The sequence below is a fragment of the Streptomyces sp. NPDC088910 genome (assembly GCF_044749865.1).
Lineage (GTDB): Bacteria > Actinomycetota > Actinomycetes > Streptomycetales > Streptomycetaceae > Actinacidiphila.
Genome location: NZ_JBIVIV010000006.1, coordinates 400,220 through 415,091 on the forward strand (window position 1 = coordinate 400,220; position 14,872 = coordinate 415,091).

The following is a 14,872-nucleotide window of genomic DNA, read 5'->3' on the forward strand; positions in this document are numbered from 1 at the left end:
GGCGCCGGTGTCGTTCACCTGCCCTCTGTTGTAGCATGTCATCCATCCGATGACAAACATTGATGTCACCCTGAGGGTGACACCCCTGGGTGACAGCCCGGAGGAGGCGCCATGACAGCCGACCAGCCCGCCCCGACACCGTCGCCACCGCCCGCCGCGGCCACCTTCCCCGCCGCCGCGGCGGCACTGGAAACCATCGACGCGGCCGTCCGCGACGCCCGCGGCCCGGCACCCGACCAGCCGTCGGCCCCTGCGGCCGACCCCCGGCACGTACTCGCCTCGCTCCTGCTCCTGCGCGAGATCCGCGAACAACTCGCCGGCTGGGAAACCGGCCTGATCGAGACCGCGCGGGCGGCCGGTGCCAGCTGGGCCGACCTCGCCGCGCCCCTCGGCGTCTCCAGCCGCCAGGCCGCCGAGCGCCGCTACCTGCGCCTGCGCCCCGGCCCGGCCGGCTCCACCGGCGAGGAAAGGGTCAACGCCACCCGCAACCGCCGCGCCGCCGACAGAACCGTCGACGCCTGGGCCCGCACCAACGCCGCCGACCTGCGCAGACTCGCCGGCCAGATCACTCAGCTCACCGACCTGCCGACCGCCGCCGACACCGCCCTCGGCCACCTCGACACCGCCCTGGCCGCCGACGACGCCGCCGCGCTCATCACCCCGCTCACCGCCACTCACGCCCACCTCCAAGCGGGCCACCCCGACCTCGCCGACCGCGTCCACACCGTCACCGAACACACCCACCAGCTCCGCAACCCCCCGGGGCGACCGCCGCACACCCCGTAGTCACACCTCCGGTCAGGTGGTCTCGCCCGCCGCGTTCCGGCCCGGCCGGCCGCCGGACGTGCTCCGACCGGGCAGCGCGCGGACCCGGCGGCGTTCGAGGTTTTGAATTCGCTGGCTGGGCAGCCGCATAACGGGGGCCGGTCTCTTCTGAGGTGCCCAGTCATGCCGTAGGCCGAGGAATCCGTCGGGCTCCAGCCGTCCGTTCCCCGGCACGGCACGCGCTGATCCGCTGGGCGCTCCGTACGCCCGGCGCACGGCGCTCTGCCTGCCCCTCGTACATGTACGAACCCCGCGTCCCCGGGCGTCGGGCCGGTACGCGCACCGCGTACACCGCGCGTCGTTCGGCGCAGCGCCCCTATGGAGGTCCCGCAATGTCTGTTCCCGTCGCATCCGATCCGCTCGCCGAACTCTCCGCGGCCGGAGTCTCGGTCTGGCTGGACGACCTGTCCCGCGAACTGCTCGCCGGTGGTGAGCTGAAGCGGCTGATCGCGGACCGGCACGTGGTGGGGGTCACGACGAACCCCACGATCTTCGCTTCCGCGCTGTCCAAGGGGGACCGCTACAGCGAGCAACTGCGGCGCCTGGGCGCCGAGGGCGCGAGCGTGGACGAGGCCGTCTTCGCCCTGACCACCGATGACGTCCGGACCGGCTGCGACCTCTTCGCCCCGGTGCACGAGCGCACCGGTGGTACCGACGGGCGGGTCTCGATCGAGGTGGACCCCCGGCTGGCGCGGGACACCGACGCCACGATCGAGCAGGCACGCAAGCTGTGGGAGGCCGTGGACCGGCCGAATCTCCTGGTGAAGATCCCGGCCACCCGCGAGGGCCTCGCCGCGATCACCGCCGCCGTCGCCCGGGGCATCAGCGTCAACGTCACGCTGATCTTCTCCCTCGACCGCTACCGCGCGGTGATGGACGCCTACCAGAGCGGCCTCGAACAGGCCCGTGAGGCGGGTCTCGATCTGGCGGCCATCGACTCGGTCGCCTCGTTCTTCGTCTCGCGCGTGGACACCGAGGTGGACGCCCGGCTCGACGCGCTCGGCACCCCCGAGGCCCGCGACCTCAGGGGCGCCGCCGCCGTCGCCAACGCCCGGCTGGCGTACCGGGCCTACGAGGAGATGACCGCCGCGCCGCGCTGGCAGGCGCTCGCCGCCGCCGGAGCCCGCCCGCAGCGCCCCCTGTGGGCGTCCACCGGGGTCAAGAACCCGGACTACCCCGACACGATGTACGTCGGCGAACTCGTCATCGCGGGCACCGTCAACACCATGCCCGGCACGACCCTTGAAGCGTTCGCCGACCACGGCGCCCTTCCGGCCCACCCGCCGACCGGCGAGGAGTACACCGCGGCGACCGCCCACTTCGAGGCGCTGGCGCGGGTCGGCGTGGACTTCGCGGATGTCACCGACACCCTGGAGCGCGAAGGGCTGACCAAGTTCGAGGACAGCTGGACCGAACTGGGCGCCTCCGTGGACAACGAGATGCGCGGCGCCAGCGGCGCCGCCGCGTCCGCCTCCGGCGGAGCCGGTCTGCTGGCGATCTATCTCAACGACCACCTGTCCGGCGCGACCGGCGGACTGGAGCTCTTCCGCCGGGCGGCGCAGGCCCAGAAGGACCGCGACGGCGGCCCGGAACTGGCGGAGCTGGCCCGCCAGATCGAACAGGACCGTGACTCGCTGATCCAGATCATGACCGATCTGGACGTGTCCCCCGACCGCTCGAAGGTCGCCATCGGATGGGTGGCGGAGAAGGTCGGCCGCCTCAAGCCCAACGGACACCTCTTCACGCGATCCCCGCTCAGCGACCTGCTGGAGCTGGAATCCATGTGCCTGGGTGTTGCGGGCAAGGCGGCCTGCTGGCGCACCCTGCGCACTCTGGCCGAGACCGAGCCCCGGCTGTACCCCGAGCACCTGGACACCTTGCTGGAGCGCGCCGAGCACCAGAGCGCCGTACTCGAGGAGTTGCGTCTGGCCGCGGCCGCCCGCGTCCTCCCGTAGTTCCCGGCCGTCATCGCCGACAACGCCGAACCCCGCACCTGCCGTGAGGCGGATGCGGGGTTCGGCGTTCTACGTCCCGACGTCCGGGACGGCGGGCGCGGGTACGAGCCGGGAAGGCCGCTCGTCACCGCGTCTGACGGTGAGGGGCGCCTTGCTCGGGGTCGTCATCGATGGTCTGCCACGTCCGGCCGCGCTGTGCGTCGGCCGAGGCGGCGGGATCCGGCTGCCCGTTCGGCGCGGCGGGATCGGGACGTACGGCCGGGGCGGCGGTCCGGCGGGAGCGCATACGGCGGCTGCCGTACCAGAAGCCGCCCAGGAGGACCGCGGCCACCACGATCGCGGCCAGGAGGATGAGCAGGCTGCCGGAAACCCCGGAGCTTGCCAGGTAGTGGGTGGATGTCATGAGGGTTGTCTCCTGCTCTGGGGCTGTCCGGCGGTGACGAGCGGTCAGCCCTTGGCCTTGCCGGCCGCGCCCTTCTCGGTGGCGGCGCCGTCGGTGACGAGGGTGCCGCCGGTGGTCTCCAGGTGCGCCCGGACGAACCACTGGAACTGCTCCAGGTCGCGGAGCTGTCCGATCAGCAGGTCCTCGGTGGCCGGGTCGATCTCGCCGGCCACCTCGATCGCCTTGCGGACGTCCTCGACGACGCCGTTGTAGACCAGGTTGAGGGCGCCGAGGTGGGCGATGGCGTCCTGGCGGCCGATGCTGTAGTCGTTCCAGGTCCGCTCACTGACCAGGGCGCCCGGGGTGCCCAGGGCGACACCACCGAGCGCGGCGATGCGCTCGGCGACGTCATCGGCCATCGCGCGGACCTGCTCGACCTGCGGGTCGAGCATCTCGTGGACGGCGATGAAGTGCGGCCCGACGACGTTCCAGTGCACGTGCTTCAGCGTCAGATGGAGGTCGTTGAGGGCGTGCAGCCGCATCTGGAGAATCCCGATGAGCTCGCCGCCCTGCTTGGTGGTCAGGCCGGGGACGGTGTACTTCGGAAGCTTGCGCGTGGGCATGGCTGTCTCGCTTTCGTCGGTAGAGAAGGTCGTGAATTTCGGCTCGGGCACGTGTCAGGCACGAGCCGGGCATGGTGAGTGGTCCCCGCGCGGCGGCGGGGCGGGTTGCGCCAGGGCTTGACGGGCTCAGGGCGCCGGGACGAGGGCGGCCTCGACCTCGCGGAGGAAGTCGTCCAAGTCGTCGGGCGTGCGTGAGGTGATCAGCGTCCAGCCGTCGGCGGTGTCGCTCACCACGGGCTTGTCCACCCACGCGCCGCCGGCGTTGCGGATGTCGGTGCGCAGGGACGCGTAGGAGGTGAGCGTCTTTCCGCGGACGAGATCGGCCTCGACCGCGAGCCACGGGCCGTGGCAGATCGCCGCGACGGGGCGCTTGGCCGACGCGAAGGCCCGTACGGCCCGCACGGCCGTTTCGTCCTGCCGGAGGCTGTCGGCGTTCAGCGTGCCGCCGGGTACGAGCAGCAGGTCGTACGCCGTGACGTCCGCCTTTTCCAGGGTCAGCGTCGGCTGCACGGTTTTGCCGGGGTCCTTGTCGCCGACGAGCGTCCGGATCGGCTCGTCGGACACGGCCGCCACGTCGACTCTTGCGCCCGCCGCCCGCAGGTGTTCCACGGGGACGACGAGTTCGTCCTGCTCGACGCCGTAGTTCGTCACGATCGCCAGAACGCTCCGGTCCTTCAGATTGCTGACCGCCATGGCGGTTCCTTCCTTACGCGCTTCTTGTGCTGGTGGCCCCCCGGGCTCGATGTGCGGCTACCCCTTCACCAGCTTTAATGCCTCGAAATGCTCACCGATTTGCCCGAATGGCGCGATATTGCGGCGATCCGGGTGGTCGGACGTCCTCCGGGACTCCCCTCGCGGGCACGCGGCCGAGGGCCGAGGGAGGCTCACGGCGCGAGGCCGGCGTCGCGGGCCAGGAGTGCGGCCTGCACCCGGTTGGTCACGCGCAAGGTGGTCAGGATGCGGCTGACGTGGGACTTGACGGTGCTCTCCCGCATGCCGAGCGCGTTCGCGATGTCGGCGTTGGTGTCCCCCTCGGCGAGCAGGGCCAGCACGTCCTTCTCCCGCGGGGTCAGAGGGTCGATCCGCGTCCGGGCCTGGGCGGCCCGAGGACGGTTGGTGCGGTGGTAGCAGTCGATGAGACGGCGGGCGGCGGCGGGATGGAGCAAGGCGGAGCCGGCGGCGACGAGGTGGACGGCGCGCAGGATCTCGGCGGGGTCGGTGTCCTTGAGCAGGAAGCCGTCGGCACCCGCGGCCAGCGCGTTGTAGACGTACTCGTCGAGATCGAAGGTGGTCAGCGAGATGACCTTGGGCGGGTGGGGCAAGGCGCGCAACCGCTTGGTGGCGACGATGCCGTCCATGCGGGGCATCCGGATGTCGACCAGGGCGATGTCGATGCGGTAGGCGGTGGCCTGCTCGATGGCGTGGAGCCCGTCAGCGGCCTGGGCGACGACCTCGATGGCCTCGTCGCCGTCGAGGAGGTCGGTCAGTCCGAGGCGGACGAGTGCGTCGTCGTCGACGACCATGACGCGGATCATGCGCGGGGACCGTTCGGCGCGGCGGCGCGGTGCGGTATCCGGGCGGCCAGCCGCCAGGACCCGCTGCCGCCGGGCCCGGCATTCAGGTGTCCGCCGAGTGCTTCGACCCTCTCGCGCAGCCCGACAAGGCCGAACCCCGAGGGCGCCGTCGCCTCGCCGCGCCCGCCAGGAGTGTTGGTGACCTCGACGACGGTGGCGGGCGGCCCGTAGTCGATACGGACACGGACGGGGGCGTCGGCAGCGTGTTTGCGGGCGTTGGTCAGGGCTTCCTGGACCAGGCGGAAGACCGCCAGCCTGTGGGCCGACGGGGCCTGTTCCGGCCTGCCCTCGATGACGGTGTCGATGTGCTGCCCGGCCGTCCGCGCCTGCCCGATCATCTCCTCGACATCACGCAGGACCGGCGCCGGCCGTTCGGCACCGTGGGGGACGTCGGTGGTACGCAAGGCGCCCAGCACGTCACGCAGGTCGGTCAGGGCATGGGTGGAGGCGGTGCGCAACAGGGTGAGGCGGTGGACGAGTGCGGCGGGCAGGACGTCCTTCCTGGCAGCGAGCACGCCGGTGTGCAGGGCGATCAGGCTGAGCTGGTGGGCGAGCACGTCGTGCATCTCGGCGGCGATGGCGGACCGCTCGGCCATGCGTACGGCCTGCTCGCGCAGTTCCCGCTCGGTCCGCAGATGCTCCACCTGCGTGTTCAGCGCCTTCACCAGGCGTCGCCGACTGCCCATCCACAGCCCTCCCACCACCGCCAGCACCGTGGAGCCGTACTGCTGCGGGCGCCACAGGGAGACCGCCGGGTGGAGCACGGCGCTCACCGAGAGCGCCACAGCCGAACAGGTCACAGCCGCCACGACGTGCCGGTGCGCGGCGAGGTCGAACAGGGCGAGCAGGAGCAGCGGCAGCAGCGGCCATCCCCACACCCCCGCCGCCGCCGTGGTCACCACCGGAGCGAGCCACCAGGGCGCCCGGCGCAGCAGCGCCAGCCCGCACACCACGGCCGCCGCACCGCCGGCAGGCGCGTACCGGCCTTCAGCGCTCAACGCCTCGTTCCGGAAAGCCGCCAGAGCCAGCAACGCCACCAAGCCGTAGCGGCCGTAGACCGCCCATCCCTGCCCCTGTTCCCCGTTCACCCGCAGAGCGTGGCACGCGCCCGGATGCCTGTCGTCCGACGTTCGGCTACGCCGACCTCCACCTTTGGTAGGGGAGGACGGCCGCACAAGGGAGGATATGCGCGGCTGAAGGCGTCTCTAGCGTCTCGGACATGGACGACTGGACCACCTCACACCACCGTGCCCCCGCGCGGCGCAAAGCGGAGAGCTGGATGTTCCTGCTCGAAGCGGCCCGCGATCTGCGCACCACCGGCGCCATCGCTCCCAGCAGCAAGGCTCTGGCCCGTCTGCTCACTGATCCCGCGGGCGAATACGGAGCGCGGCCCCTGAACGTCCTGGAGGCGGGCGCGGGCACCGGCTCCGTCACCCGCACGCTCCTCCCCCGCCTCTCCCCGGGCAGCAGCCTGGACATCGTCGAGGCCAACTCCCGCTTCGCCTCCCAACTGCGACGCCTCGTCAGCTCCCGTCCGCTTCCGGCGGACGGGAGCGAACGGATTCGCGTCCATCACGCCTTCGTCGAACAGCTCGACACCGACCGGCGCTACGACGTGATCGTCTCAGGGCTGCCGTTCACCAACTTCACCCCGGCGCACGTCACGACGATCATGGACCGGTACATCGAACTGCTCCGGCCCGGCGGCACGCTCACGTACTTCGCCTACCGCGGCACCCGCTACGCCCGCGCCCTGACCGCCAGCCGCCGCGAAGCCGGCCGCCACCGCGCCGTCGAAGAGGTCCTCGCGGGATACCAGGACCAGTACGCCACCGGCTGCCGGACCGTGTGGGGCAACCTGCCCCCGGCGAGGGTCTGGCGGCTGCGCCGACCGGCCGACGTGTCCGCCCCGGCGGCGGCGTCGCCCGTCCCGGCCACGACGTCTCGGCCAACTCCCTGACCGGAGAGCCCAGTTGGCGCGTCGCCGGATCGTCGCGTCATATCCCGCGACCGCCAACGCCCGTTCCGCCCGCGGAAGCGACCGGAGCCGGCCCCGCAAAGGGCCCTCGAACGTACAAGGGGTCTCCCGCCGGTTGATCGAGGCGCCCGAGGGTGAGTGCGAGGCCCGCCTCGAACGCCTCCTCGTGAGTGACGACGGGGACAACGTCCGGCGCCCCCGCGTCCGCCTGCTCCTCCAGCACGACCTGCCGACCGCGCTGGCGAACTGCGACCGCGTCCTGCGGCCCTTCGTGGACTCGAGGGCTCCACGGCCCGCTCCGCCCCGCCCTCGCCCTCCACCGTGACCGTAGGAATCGCCAACTCGCCTCGCTCCCGCGCTAGTTCGGAAATCCAGAACTCTGCCCGAGCCCCGTCTTCGCAGGGGCGCGAGGAACTGCGCGGACCCAATCGTGGGTAGGGAACGAAAGTTCGACAGCCCCTCTCGTCCCCACCGTCACGGAGGAAACATGCGCAGGAGAACGCTGATACGCGCCCTCGCCGTAGGCACGCTCGCCCCGGCAGGTCTGGGTCTGGGCGCACGAAGCGCGTCCGCCGCGGCCGATTCGTACGGAATCGACGTCGCGACCACCCAAGGCGGCATCGACCTCGCGCTCGCCCGCAACCAGGGCCAACAGTTCGCCATCGCCAAGACCGGCGGCAGCCAGCTCAGCGAGGGACCGTACGTCAGCCCGTACTACACGGCCCAAGTGGACAGCGCGCGAGCGGCCGGACTGCGGGTCGGCCACTACTGGCTGTCCGGCGACTTCCAGGCGCCGACGGACGCGGCGAACTACTTCGTCGACCACCTGCACGACTACCGGCAGGGCGACGTACTGGCCCTGGACGACGAAGTGCTGGACGACTCCACCGGGTTGTGGAACGACGGCCAGGTCGCCGCCTGGTTCCGGCAGGTACAGGCCAGGGTCGGTACGTGCGTGCCCTGGTTCTACATCGGCGCCGCGAATCTGCGCGGCGGCAGTTGGGGCCAGACGATCGCCACCGGGGCCAAGCTGTGGGTGGCCGCGTACGGCTCCAACAACGGTACGCGGCAAGGCGAACCGGAGCTGGGCGGCGCGTACCCGGACTGGGCGGTCCACCAGTACACCTCCGTGGGCTCCATCGGCGGCATCCGGAACGTGGACCACAATCTCGCTCGCGGCTCGGCGTTCGATCTGGTCGCTCCGGGCAGCGGGGGCGGAGGAGGGGGCGGCGGAGGCGGAGGTCTGCCGAAGACCACGACGGAGCAGGACGGCGTACCGGGACCGGTGTTCTGGAGCCGGGCGCAGAAGTGGCTGTCCCTCACCTCGGGTTACACCGGCCCGGTCGACGGCGTGCCCGGCGTCAACACCTACGCGGCCCTCCAGCGGTACCTGAAGGCGCACTTCGGCTACGCCGGTCCCGTCGACGGCGTGCCCGGCGTCAACACGTACGCCGCCTGGCAGCGGCTCGCCGCGCAGTGGGGCTACACCGGCCCGATCGACGGCGTGATGGGCCCCAACTCCTGGCGCGGCGTCGCCCGTTTCCTCAACCAGAACGCCTGGGACTGACCCCTCGCGCGGGAGCTCCCCCGGGACCCCTCAAAACCGACGTACCGGCCAGCGCCACTGGGGCGGCCGGTACGTCAGCCGGGGAACGGTGATGTCCGACCGCGCGTCAGCGAAGAACGCCAGAGCCGGTCGCGGAACCCGCCCTCCGAGTCCCGCCCGTGCACGGTCTGCGCATGACCCGGATCGGGTGACGCATCAGGCGGGGACGAAGAGAGCCTCGTGGGCCCCGTCGAGGATGAACCCGTTGTCGAAGCGGACCCGCACGCTCACGCGAGGCGGCTGTTCCTGGAAGGCGGTCCACGCGGGTTCCAGAGAGCCGACCTTCTCTTCGAGCTGTCTCCTGCTCTCCGTCGGCATCTCGCCTCCGAAGGCGTCGAGCAGCGACTTGAGCCGCTCGTACTCGCGCACCTCGTCAGTCTCGTCCCGGTGGGCGACCACCCGCTCGACGGCCCCGCCTGTGCCCGCGGCCAAAGACAGGAACCCGATCACGACCCCCGACACCTCCGCCGAATCGGTCAGTCTGGTGTCCGCTGCCAGCACCACCCGCTGGCCCGCCTTCAGAGTCATCCGCTCCCCATCTCCGCTACGCCTGCTACGTCGCTTCCATCCGCCCGTCGCAAGAACGTCTCACCGCGGCGGTCGCTCACGACACGGGCCCCTTCGTGGAACCTACGGGCACCGTAATACGGCATCCGCACAACGCCGTCCCCGCCGAGGCAACGCCGCTGCCAGTGGGCCGAGTCCTCCAGGCGCTGATGTCGCTGGAGTGGCGAAATCCGGCTCACCGCGGAGACGAAGGAGGCTCCGCGAGCGGGCTGCTGCGTCGCGGCGGGCTCATGGGCGTGGCGGGGTGGGGGGTGAGGCTGCCGTGGGTGGGGCGGCCTTCCAGGACGGTCAGGGTGACTCTGTGTGCGAAGTCCCGGCCGTGGAAAGGGGAGTTGGCCGACCGGCTCAGCCAGGTGGCGGGCTCGGCCCGCCATGCCTGCGGCCGGACGACACAGAAGGTCGCCGGTTCGCCGACCGCGACCGGGCGGCCTGCGAGGTCGGCGATCCGGCCGATCGCGGCCGGGGCCGTGGACATCACACGCGCCACCGCGGTCCAGTCCACCGCCCCGGTGGCCGGGTCCGCGAACACCTCGGCCACCACCGGCAGCGCCGTCTCCAACGAGGTCAGGCCGAAGGCGGCGCTCAGCCAGGAACAGGTCTTCGTTCGAGCCGGGTGCGGAGCGTGGTCGGTGGCGACGACGTCGATCGTGCCGTCGCGCAGCGCCGCGCGCACCGCGGCCACGTCGGTGGCCGACCGCAGCGGCGGGTTGACCTTCAACGCCGGTCCCCGCTCGGCGGCTTGGGTGTCGGTGAGCATCAGGTGATGGGGCGTCACCTCGGCGGTCACGGACAGGCCCTCGCGTTTGGCGGCCCGTACCAGCGCGACGGAACCCGCCGTGGAGACATGACAGATGTGCAGCCGTCCACCGGTGGCGGCGGCGAGCGCCAGGTCCCGGCCGATCACCGCCTCCTCCCCCGCACCCGGCCAGCCGGGCACGCCGAGACCGGCGGCGACCGGCGCGTTGACGACTCCGTCGCGGACGATGGCGGCGCTCTGCGCGTGCTGGGCGAACGCGGTGCCGTACCGGGCCATCGCCGTCAGCAGTTCCAGGACCAGATTGTCGTCGTTCACGCACTTGCCGTCGTCGGAGAAGACCGTCACCCCGGCCGCCGCCAACGCCGCCACGTCCACGATCGCCTCTCCGGCCAGACCGGCCGTCGCCGCCGCCACCGGGTGGACGCGTACGCCGAGCCCCCGGGCCCGCCGCCGTACCTCCCGTACCCGCGCGACGGTGTCCGTGACCGGTGAGGTGTTCGCCATCGCGAAGACGTCGGTGAACCCTCCGGCCGCCGCCGCGGCGGCCCCGGACGCCAGCGTCTCCGCCTCCTCTCCGCCCGGCTCCCGCAGATGCGTGTGCAGATCGACCAGCCCGGGCAGCACCGTCCCGCCTGTCGGCTCCCCGGCCACCGCGTCCACGGACCGGATCACCCCGTCCTCGACAGTGAGGTCGAAGGCCCCCGTCCGCCCGGCGACGCCGACCCGCTCCACCCGCCATGTCCCGTGCCCCGGCGTCGTGTTCACGAGGTGCCGTCGAGCCGGTGGAGGGCGGCGAGGAGGGTACGGACGCCCGAGGCGATCTGGGACGTAGGGGTGAACTCGGCGGGGACGTGGCTGAGTCCGTCGTCGCTGGGGACGAAGAGCAGGCCGGTCGGGATGACATGGGCGATCTGCTGCGCGTCGTGGCTGGCGCCGCTGGGCAGCACGCGGTACGGAAGGCCCAGGGAGGCGCAGGCATGGCGGATGTGGTCGGCGACCCAGCCCGGCAGGATGACCGGTGAGGTATCGGCGATGACCTCCGTGGTGAGCGCGACCCCGTGGTCTCGGGCCAGCGCGGCGAACTCGGCGGCCAGGGTACGGGCGGTGTCGCGCTGGCGGACGGAGTCCACGTCGCGTACGTCGACGAAGAACTCGACCGACCCCGGGACCGTGGTGATCGAGCCGGGCTCGACGCGGAGCCGGCCGACGGTGACCCGTACGCCGTGGTGCCGGGGGTCGCGGGCGAGCCGGTCGCCCAGCACCACGCACTCGGCGGCGGCCACCAGGGCGTCACGCCGCAGGTGCATCGGGGTGCCGCCGGAGTGGGTGGCGCGTCCCTCGGCCCGCACCCGCAGCCGGGTGCTGCCGGAGATCACGTCGACCACGCCGAGGTCGACCCCCTGCGACCGCAGCACCTCGCCCTGCTCGATGTGGAGTTCGACGAAGGCGAACCACTCCTCGGGCCGCCAGCGCGACGCGTCCACCAGGTCCGGCCGCAGCCCGACAGCGGCCATCGCGTCGGCCACCGTCACGCCGTCGCGGTCGGTGAGCCCCGCGAGATCCGCCGCGCCGGTCAGCCCGGCGGCCATCCGGCTGCCGTTGCACGCCTGCCCGAACCGCGCGCCCTCCTCGGCCGCGAACGCCACGAACCGCCACGGTCGACGGTGCGCGGCCTCCTGCCGGACCACGATCTCGGCGACCTCCATTGCTGCGACGACGCCCACGATGCCGTCGAAGCCGCCGCCCTGCGGCACGGTGTCCAGATGCGAGCCGGTGCCCAGCGCGCGTGCGTCGCCGGAGCCCGTGTTCGGCCCGGTGGGCGGCAGTTCCGCCACGGTGTTGCCCGCGTGGTCGGTGGTGACCGTCAGCCCGAGGGCCGTCATGTGGGCGGCGAACACCGCGTGCGCCTGGCGTTCCAGCGGGCTGTACGCCAGGCGCGTGCAGCCGGGCCCCGGTTCGGTGAGCGCGGCGAAGCCCGCCAGATGAGCGTCGATCCGCCCGAGGTCGACCCCGTCGAGCAGGTCGGCGGTCGCCGGCTGGGCCGTCCCGGTGCTCACGCTTCGTCCCTGTCGCGGCCGGTGCGGCCGTTGTCACGGTCGGCTCCGCCGTTCCCGGGGCTGACCACGTCCACGCCGTCGGGGGCCGCCCCGAGGAGCGGGGCGAGCGAGCAGACGGCGACGACCCGGCCGCCGTGACCGGTCACCGCCCTTACCAGCGGCGCGAGTTCGGCTCCGGGGCCGCCGCTGTCGACGCCGCCCCGGGCGACCACGACCGTGCGTTCGCCGGGCAGCACGTCCTCCACGATCAGCCGTCCGAGGTCCTCGACCACGACCCGGCGCGGCAGCCCGAGAGTGTGGGCGACCACGTGGGCGAGCAGTACGTCGGCGGTCGCGTTCCAGCTCACGACGGCCTCGGGGCGGTAGCGGGCGGCCAGTTCGGCCAGCGCCGCGCCCGCCCGTTCCACGGTGGCGGGGTCGTCGGCGAGCAGAGCGGCACCGGTGCCCGTCGTCGAATCCGCGGGCTCCGCGGGGGACTTGGCGGCCGGGGCCGGCGGGGCGGGGGGATGCGGAAGGGGGCTGGTGGGCATGGCGCTCTCCTGTCGGGTCGTACGGTTCTCCTGCCGGGCGGTGGGTTTCGGTGCGGGGCCGGCGGGTCCGGCGGGTCCGGCGAGGGCTGCGGGGCCTGCGGGGTCCGCGGGGGTGACCCCTTCGAGCGGGCCGAGAGGCCCGACGGGTGCGTAACCGGTCGCCGTCCGCCGTACGAGGGCGGTGTGGAGGCCGAGGCCGGCGGGCGGTTCCCCGGACGGCGCGACCACCACGGCCGCGCTGTGCGGCAGGGCTCCGGCCTCGCGCAGCAGCGGCAGCGCTCCGGCGGCCGAGGCGGCGTCGACGGCGATCACGACGACCGTCTCGCCCGGGTGGATCACGCCGAACGGCGGGGCGCCCGCGACGAGGGCCGCGAACGGCAGTCCCGTCTCCAGCGACACAGCCGCGCCCAGAGCCTGGGCGCCGGGCCCCGCCGCCACCAACCGGTCGGCGGTGGCGGGGACTTCGACGGCCAGGGCGGCGGCGAGCCGGCGCAGCAGCGCGGGCCGGTCCAGCCAGCCCGAGCCACTCCCCCGGTCGCCGACAGCGTCACCGGCGGCGGCGTCACCTGCGGCGTACCCGGCCGCGGCCAGATCCCCGGCCAGCTCGTCCGCCAGCACTCCCGGCGCCCGGTCGAGACCGGGAAGCACCCGGGCGCCGACCCGCGACCGGCTTTCCGCCACGCCGCGCGATGCGACCGCCTCCGCCCCGGCCGCCCCGGCCGCCGCGACCGGCGTGGCCGTGGAGACCGCCCCGGCCGCCGCGACCACCGGCGCCGTGGAGACCGCCCCGACCCCCGCCCCGGCTCCCGCTTCCGCCGTCATGGCCGGTCCCCTCCCGCGAAGGAGGGCCGCGGGACGAAGACGTCCGGCGACGTGCTGTCGGCCTGCATCAGTGCGACGAGCTGCTCCTGGGTCGGGTCCGGCGCGAAGGGCCGCTCGTACCCCTGCTCGCGCGACAGCGCCTGCGCCGCGTCCAGCACGATCCGTGCCTTGACCGCACGGTCGGCCGGATCGGCGACCCGCGACCAGGCCGCGCAGACGGTGACGGCCGAGCTGACCCGTCCGGACGGACCGCTGCGGACCGGCGCGGAGACCGCCCAGACGCCCTCGTCGAGTTCGTTGTCGCACACGTCGAAGCCCCGCTGGCGGACCACGGCGAGGTGGTCGATGAGCCGGTTGATCTCCCGGACGGTGCCGGAGGTGAAGGACGCGCGGGGGTAGGACGACAGCAGCGTCTCGACGAAGGCCGGGTCCTGGTAGGCGAGGATCGCGCGGGCCGAGGCGGCGGCGTGCAGCGGCACCTCCTGGCCGAGCCTGACGAACAGCCGCAGCGGGCGCTTGGTGCCCGCGATGGACACCGCCACCACCCGGCCGTCGATCAACTGGGTGAGCACCACGCTCTCCCCGCACCGCCGTTCGGCCTCCACCAGCGCCGAGGGCGGCTGGATCACGAAAGGCTCGTAGTCCTCGACATGGCCGAGTTCGAGCGCGTTGGGGCCGAGCACGTACCGCTTGGTGGTGGGCGACCGGCTGACGAAGCCGGTGTGCTCCAGGGTGCTCATCACCCGGTGCATGCTGCCGACGGGGATCTCCAGTTGCTGGTGGAGCTGCTGGAGGGTGAGGCCCTGGCGGTACGCGGACAGGTGGGTGAGCACCGACAGGGCCCGCACCACCACGTGCATCGGCTTGTCTGCGCCCGACCGCTCCGGACCCGGCTTGTCCGAACCCGCCGTCTCCGCAGCGGACTTGTCAGACCGTGGTCGCTGGGCGCCGGTCTTCTTCATGAGGTGTCCCCATCCCGTTGATCCCGTTGATCCCGCAGATCGCCTGGATCGCATCGTCGCGCAGGTCGCGTCCGTCCCGCTGGTCGCCGCTGGATCCCTTGGATTTCCCCGCCGTTACCGCTGAGGTGTCGGCGAGAGTCATTCCGTAACACGGAATCAACATATCGGCTCCGCACCACTGGAGTATCGGAGCCTCACCGGCCCCCTGTCAATGACACTTCCTCAGACTGCGCA

The 14,872-nt window shown here is 72.7% G+C and carries 14 protein-coding genes; 4 read left to right on the top strand and 10 right to left on the bottom strand.

All coding sequences use genetic code 11. The annotated features are described in order from the left end of the window. The first annotated feature begins 111 nt into the window (after positions 1 to 111). Both ACIP4Z_RS16895 and tal read left to right on the top strand, forming a co-directional pair. On the top strand, positions 112 to 786 hold the full coding sequence (locus ACIP4Z_RS16895) for an HSP18 transcriptional regulator (protein ID WP_401308745.1): 675 nt from the start codon (positions 112 to 114) through the stop codon (positions 784 to 786). Positions 787 to 1,157: 371 nt separating this feature from the next. Further along, on the top strand, positions 1,158 to 2,780 hold the full coding sequence (tal, locus tag ACIP4Z_RS16900; RefSeq protein ID WP_401308748.1) for a transaldolase: 1,623 nt from the start codon (positions 1,158 to 1,160) through the stop codon (positions 2,778 to 2,780). 124 nt (positions 2,781 to 2,904) lie between these two features. Here the strand turns inward: tal and ACIP4Z_RS16905 are convergent, their stop codons facing one another. From ACIP4Z_RS16905 to ACIP4Z_RS16925, 5 genes are all read right to left on the bottom strand, one after another. Continuing rightward, positions 2,905 to 3,183: a DUF6479 family protein gene (locus ACIP4Z_RS16905; RefSeq protein ID WP_355342620.1), complete on the bottom strand. Its 279-nt coding sequence runs from the start codon at positions 3,181 to 3,183 to the stop codon at positions 2,905 to 2,907. A gap of 44 nt (positions 3,184 to 3,227) precedes the next feature. Further along, entirely contained in the window at positions 3,228 to 3,785 is a 558-nt protein-coding gene (dps, locus tag ACIP4Z_RS16910; protein WP_355342623.1) for a DNA starvation/stationary phase protection protein Dps, read from the bottom strand. 126 nt (positions 3,786 to 3,911) lie between these two features. Beyond that, positions 3,912 to 4,478 carry a type 1 glutamine amidotransferase domain-containing protein gene (locus tag ACIP4Z_RS16915; protein WP_355342626.1) on the bottom strand — a complete coding sequence of 189 codons (567 nt, stop codon included), beginning with the start codon at positions 4,476 to 4,478 and terminating at the stop codon, positions 3,912 to 3,914. Between the two features lie 191 nt (positions 4,479 to 4,669). Continuing rightward, the gene (locus ACIP4Z_RS16920; protein WP_401308753.1) at positions 4,670 to 5,320 is read right to left on the bottom strand and encodes a response regulator; all 651 of its coding nucleotides are present in this window, start codon (positions 5,318 to 5,320) and stop codon (positions 4,670 to 4,672) included. Then, positions 5,317 to 6,447 carry a histidine kinase gene (locus ACIP4Z_RS16925; RefSeq protein WP_391046149.1) on the bottom strand — a complete coding sequence of 377 codons (1,131 nt, stop codon included), beginning with the start codon at positions 6,445 to 6,447 and terminating at the stop codon, positions 5,317 to 5,319. The genes ACIP4Z_RS16920 and ACIP4Z_RS16925 overlap by 4 nt, the downstream gene beginning before the upstream one ends. A gap of 131 nt (positions 6,448 to 6,578) precedes the next feature. On the opposite strand from ACIP4Z_RS16925, the gene ACIP4Z_RS16930 reads away from it, so the two are divergent. Together ACIP4Z_RS16930 and ACIP4Z_RS16935 are read left to right on the top strand one after the other, a co-directional pair. Then, the gene (locus ACIP4Z_RS16930) at positions 6,579 to 7,319 is read left to right on the top strand and encodes a class I SAM-dependent methyltransferase (RefSeq protein WP_401308757.1); all 741 of its coding nucleotides are present in this window, start codon (positions 6,579 to 6,581) and stop codon (positions 7,317 to 7,319) included. 505 nt (positions 7,320 to 7,824) lie between these two features. Beyond that, a complete protein-coding gene (locus tag ACIP4Z_RS16935) occupies positions 7,825 to 8,904 on the top strand; it encodes a glycoside hydrolase family 25 protein (RefSeq protein ID WP_355342638.1) in 1,080 nt (359 codons plus the stop codon). 195 nt (positions 8,905 to 9,099) lie between these two features. Here the strand turns inward: ACIP4Z_RS16935 and ACIP4Z_RS16940 are convergent, their stop codons facing one another. The 5 genes from ACIP4Z_RS16940 to ACIP4Z_RS16960 form a co-directional block, all read right to left on the bottom strand. Continuing rightward, positions 9,100 to 9,471, bottom strand: a complete 372-nt coding sequence (locus tag ACIP4Z_RS16940; RefSeq protein WP_401308760.1) for a hypothetical protein — start codon at positions 9,469 to 9,471, stop codon at positions 9,100 to 9,102. A 214-nt stretch (positions 9,472 to 9,685) separates the two neighbouring features. Further along, complete coding sequence (locus ACIP4Z_RS16945) at positions 9,686 to 10,999, bottom strand: dihydroorotase (protein ID WP_401308920.1); 1,314 nt, start codon at positions 10,997 to 10,999, stop codon at positions 9,686 to 9,688. Between the two features lie 29 nt (positions 11,000 to 11,028). Beyond that, entirely contained in the window at positions 11,029 to 12,324 is a 1,296-nt protein-coding gene (locus tag ACIP4Z_RS16950; protein ID WP_401308763.1) for a Zn-dependent hydrolase, read from the bottom strand. After that, positions 12,321 to 13,676: a hypothetical protein gene (locus ACIP4Z_RS16955; protein WP_401308766.1), complete on the bottom strand. Its 1,356-nt coding sequence runs from the start codon at positions 13,674 to 13,676 to the stop codon at positions 12,321 to 12,323. The genes ACIP4Z_RS16950 and ACIP4Z_RS16955 overlap by 4 nt, the downstream gene beginning before the upstream one ends. Then, entirely contained in the window at positions 13,673 to 14,638 is a 966-nt protein-coding gene (locus ACIP4Z_RS16960; protein WP_391046162.1) for an IclR family transcriptional regulator C-terminal domain-containing protein, read from the bottom strand. Before ACIP4Z_RS16960 ends, ACIP4Z_RS16955 begins: the two co-directional genes overlap by 4 nt. Positions 14,639 to 14,872: the final 234 nt, after the last annotated feature.

Coding starts and splice junctions, on each gene's coding strand:
- ACIP4Z_RS16905 (WP_355342620.1), bottom strand. CDS start 3,183: ATGACATCCACCCACTACCTGGCAAGCTCCGGGGTTTCCGGCAGCCTG.
- ACIP4Z_RS16960 (WP_391046162.1), bottom strand. CDS start 14,638: ATGAAGAAGACCGGCGCCCAGCGACCACGGTCTGACAAGTCCGCTGCG.
- dps (WP_355342623.1), bottom strand. CDS start 3,785: ATGCCCACGCGCAAGCTTCCGAAGTACACCGTCCCCGGCCTGACCACC.
- ACIP4Z_RS16930 (WP_401308757.1), top strand. CDS start 6,579: ATGGACGACTGGACCACCTCACACCACCGTGCCCCCGCGCGGCGCAAA.
- ACIP4Z_RS16940 (WP_401308760.1), bottom strand. CDS start 9,471: ATGACTCTGAAGGCGGGCCAGCGGGTGGTGCTGGCAGCGGACACCAGA.
- ACIP4Z_RS16920 (WP_401308753.1), bottom strand. CDS start 5,320: ATGATCCGCGTCATGGTCGTCGACGACGACGCACTCGTCCGCCTCGGA.
- ACIP4Z_RS16915 (WP_355342626.1), bottom strand. CDS start 4,478: ATGGCGGTCAGCAATCTGAAGGACCGGAGCGTTCTGGCGATCGTGACG.
- tal (WP_401308748.1), top strand. CDS start 1,158: ATGTCTGTTCCCGTCGCATCCGATCCGCTCGCCGAACTCTCCGCGGCC.
- ACIP4Z_RS16955 (WP_401308766.1), bottom strand. CDS start 13,676: ATGACGGCGGAAGCGGGAGCCGGGGCGGGGGTCGGGGCGGTCTCCACG.
- ACIP4Z_RS16935 (WP_355342638.1), top strand. CDS start 7,825: ATGCGCAGGAGAACGCTGATACGCGCCCTCGCCGTAGGCACGCTCGCC.
- ACIP4Z_RS16895 (WP_401308745.1), top strand. CDS start 112: ATGACAGCCGACCAGCCCGCCCCGACACCGTCGCCACCGCCCGCCGCG.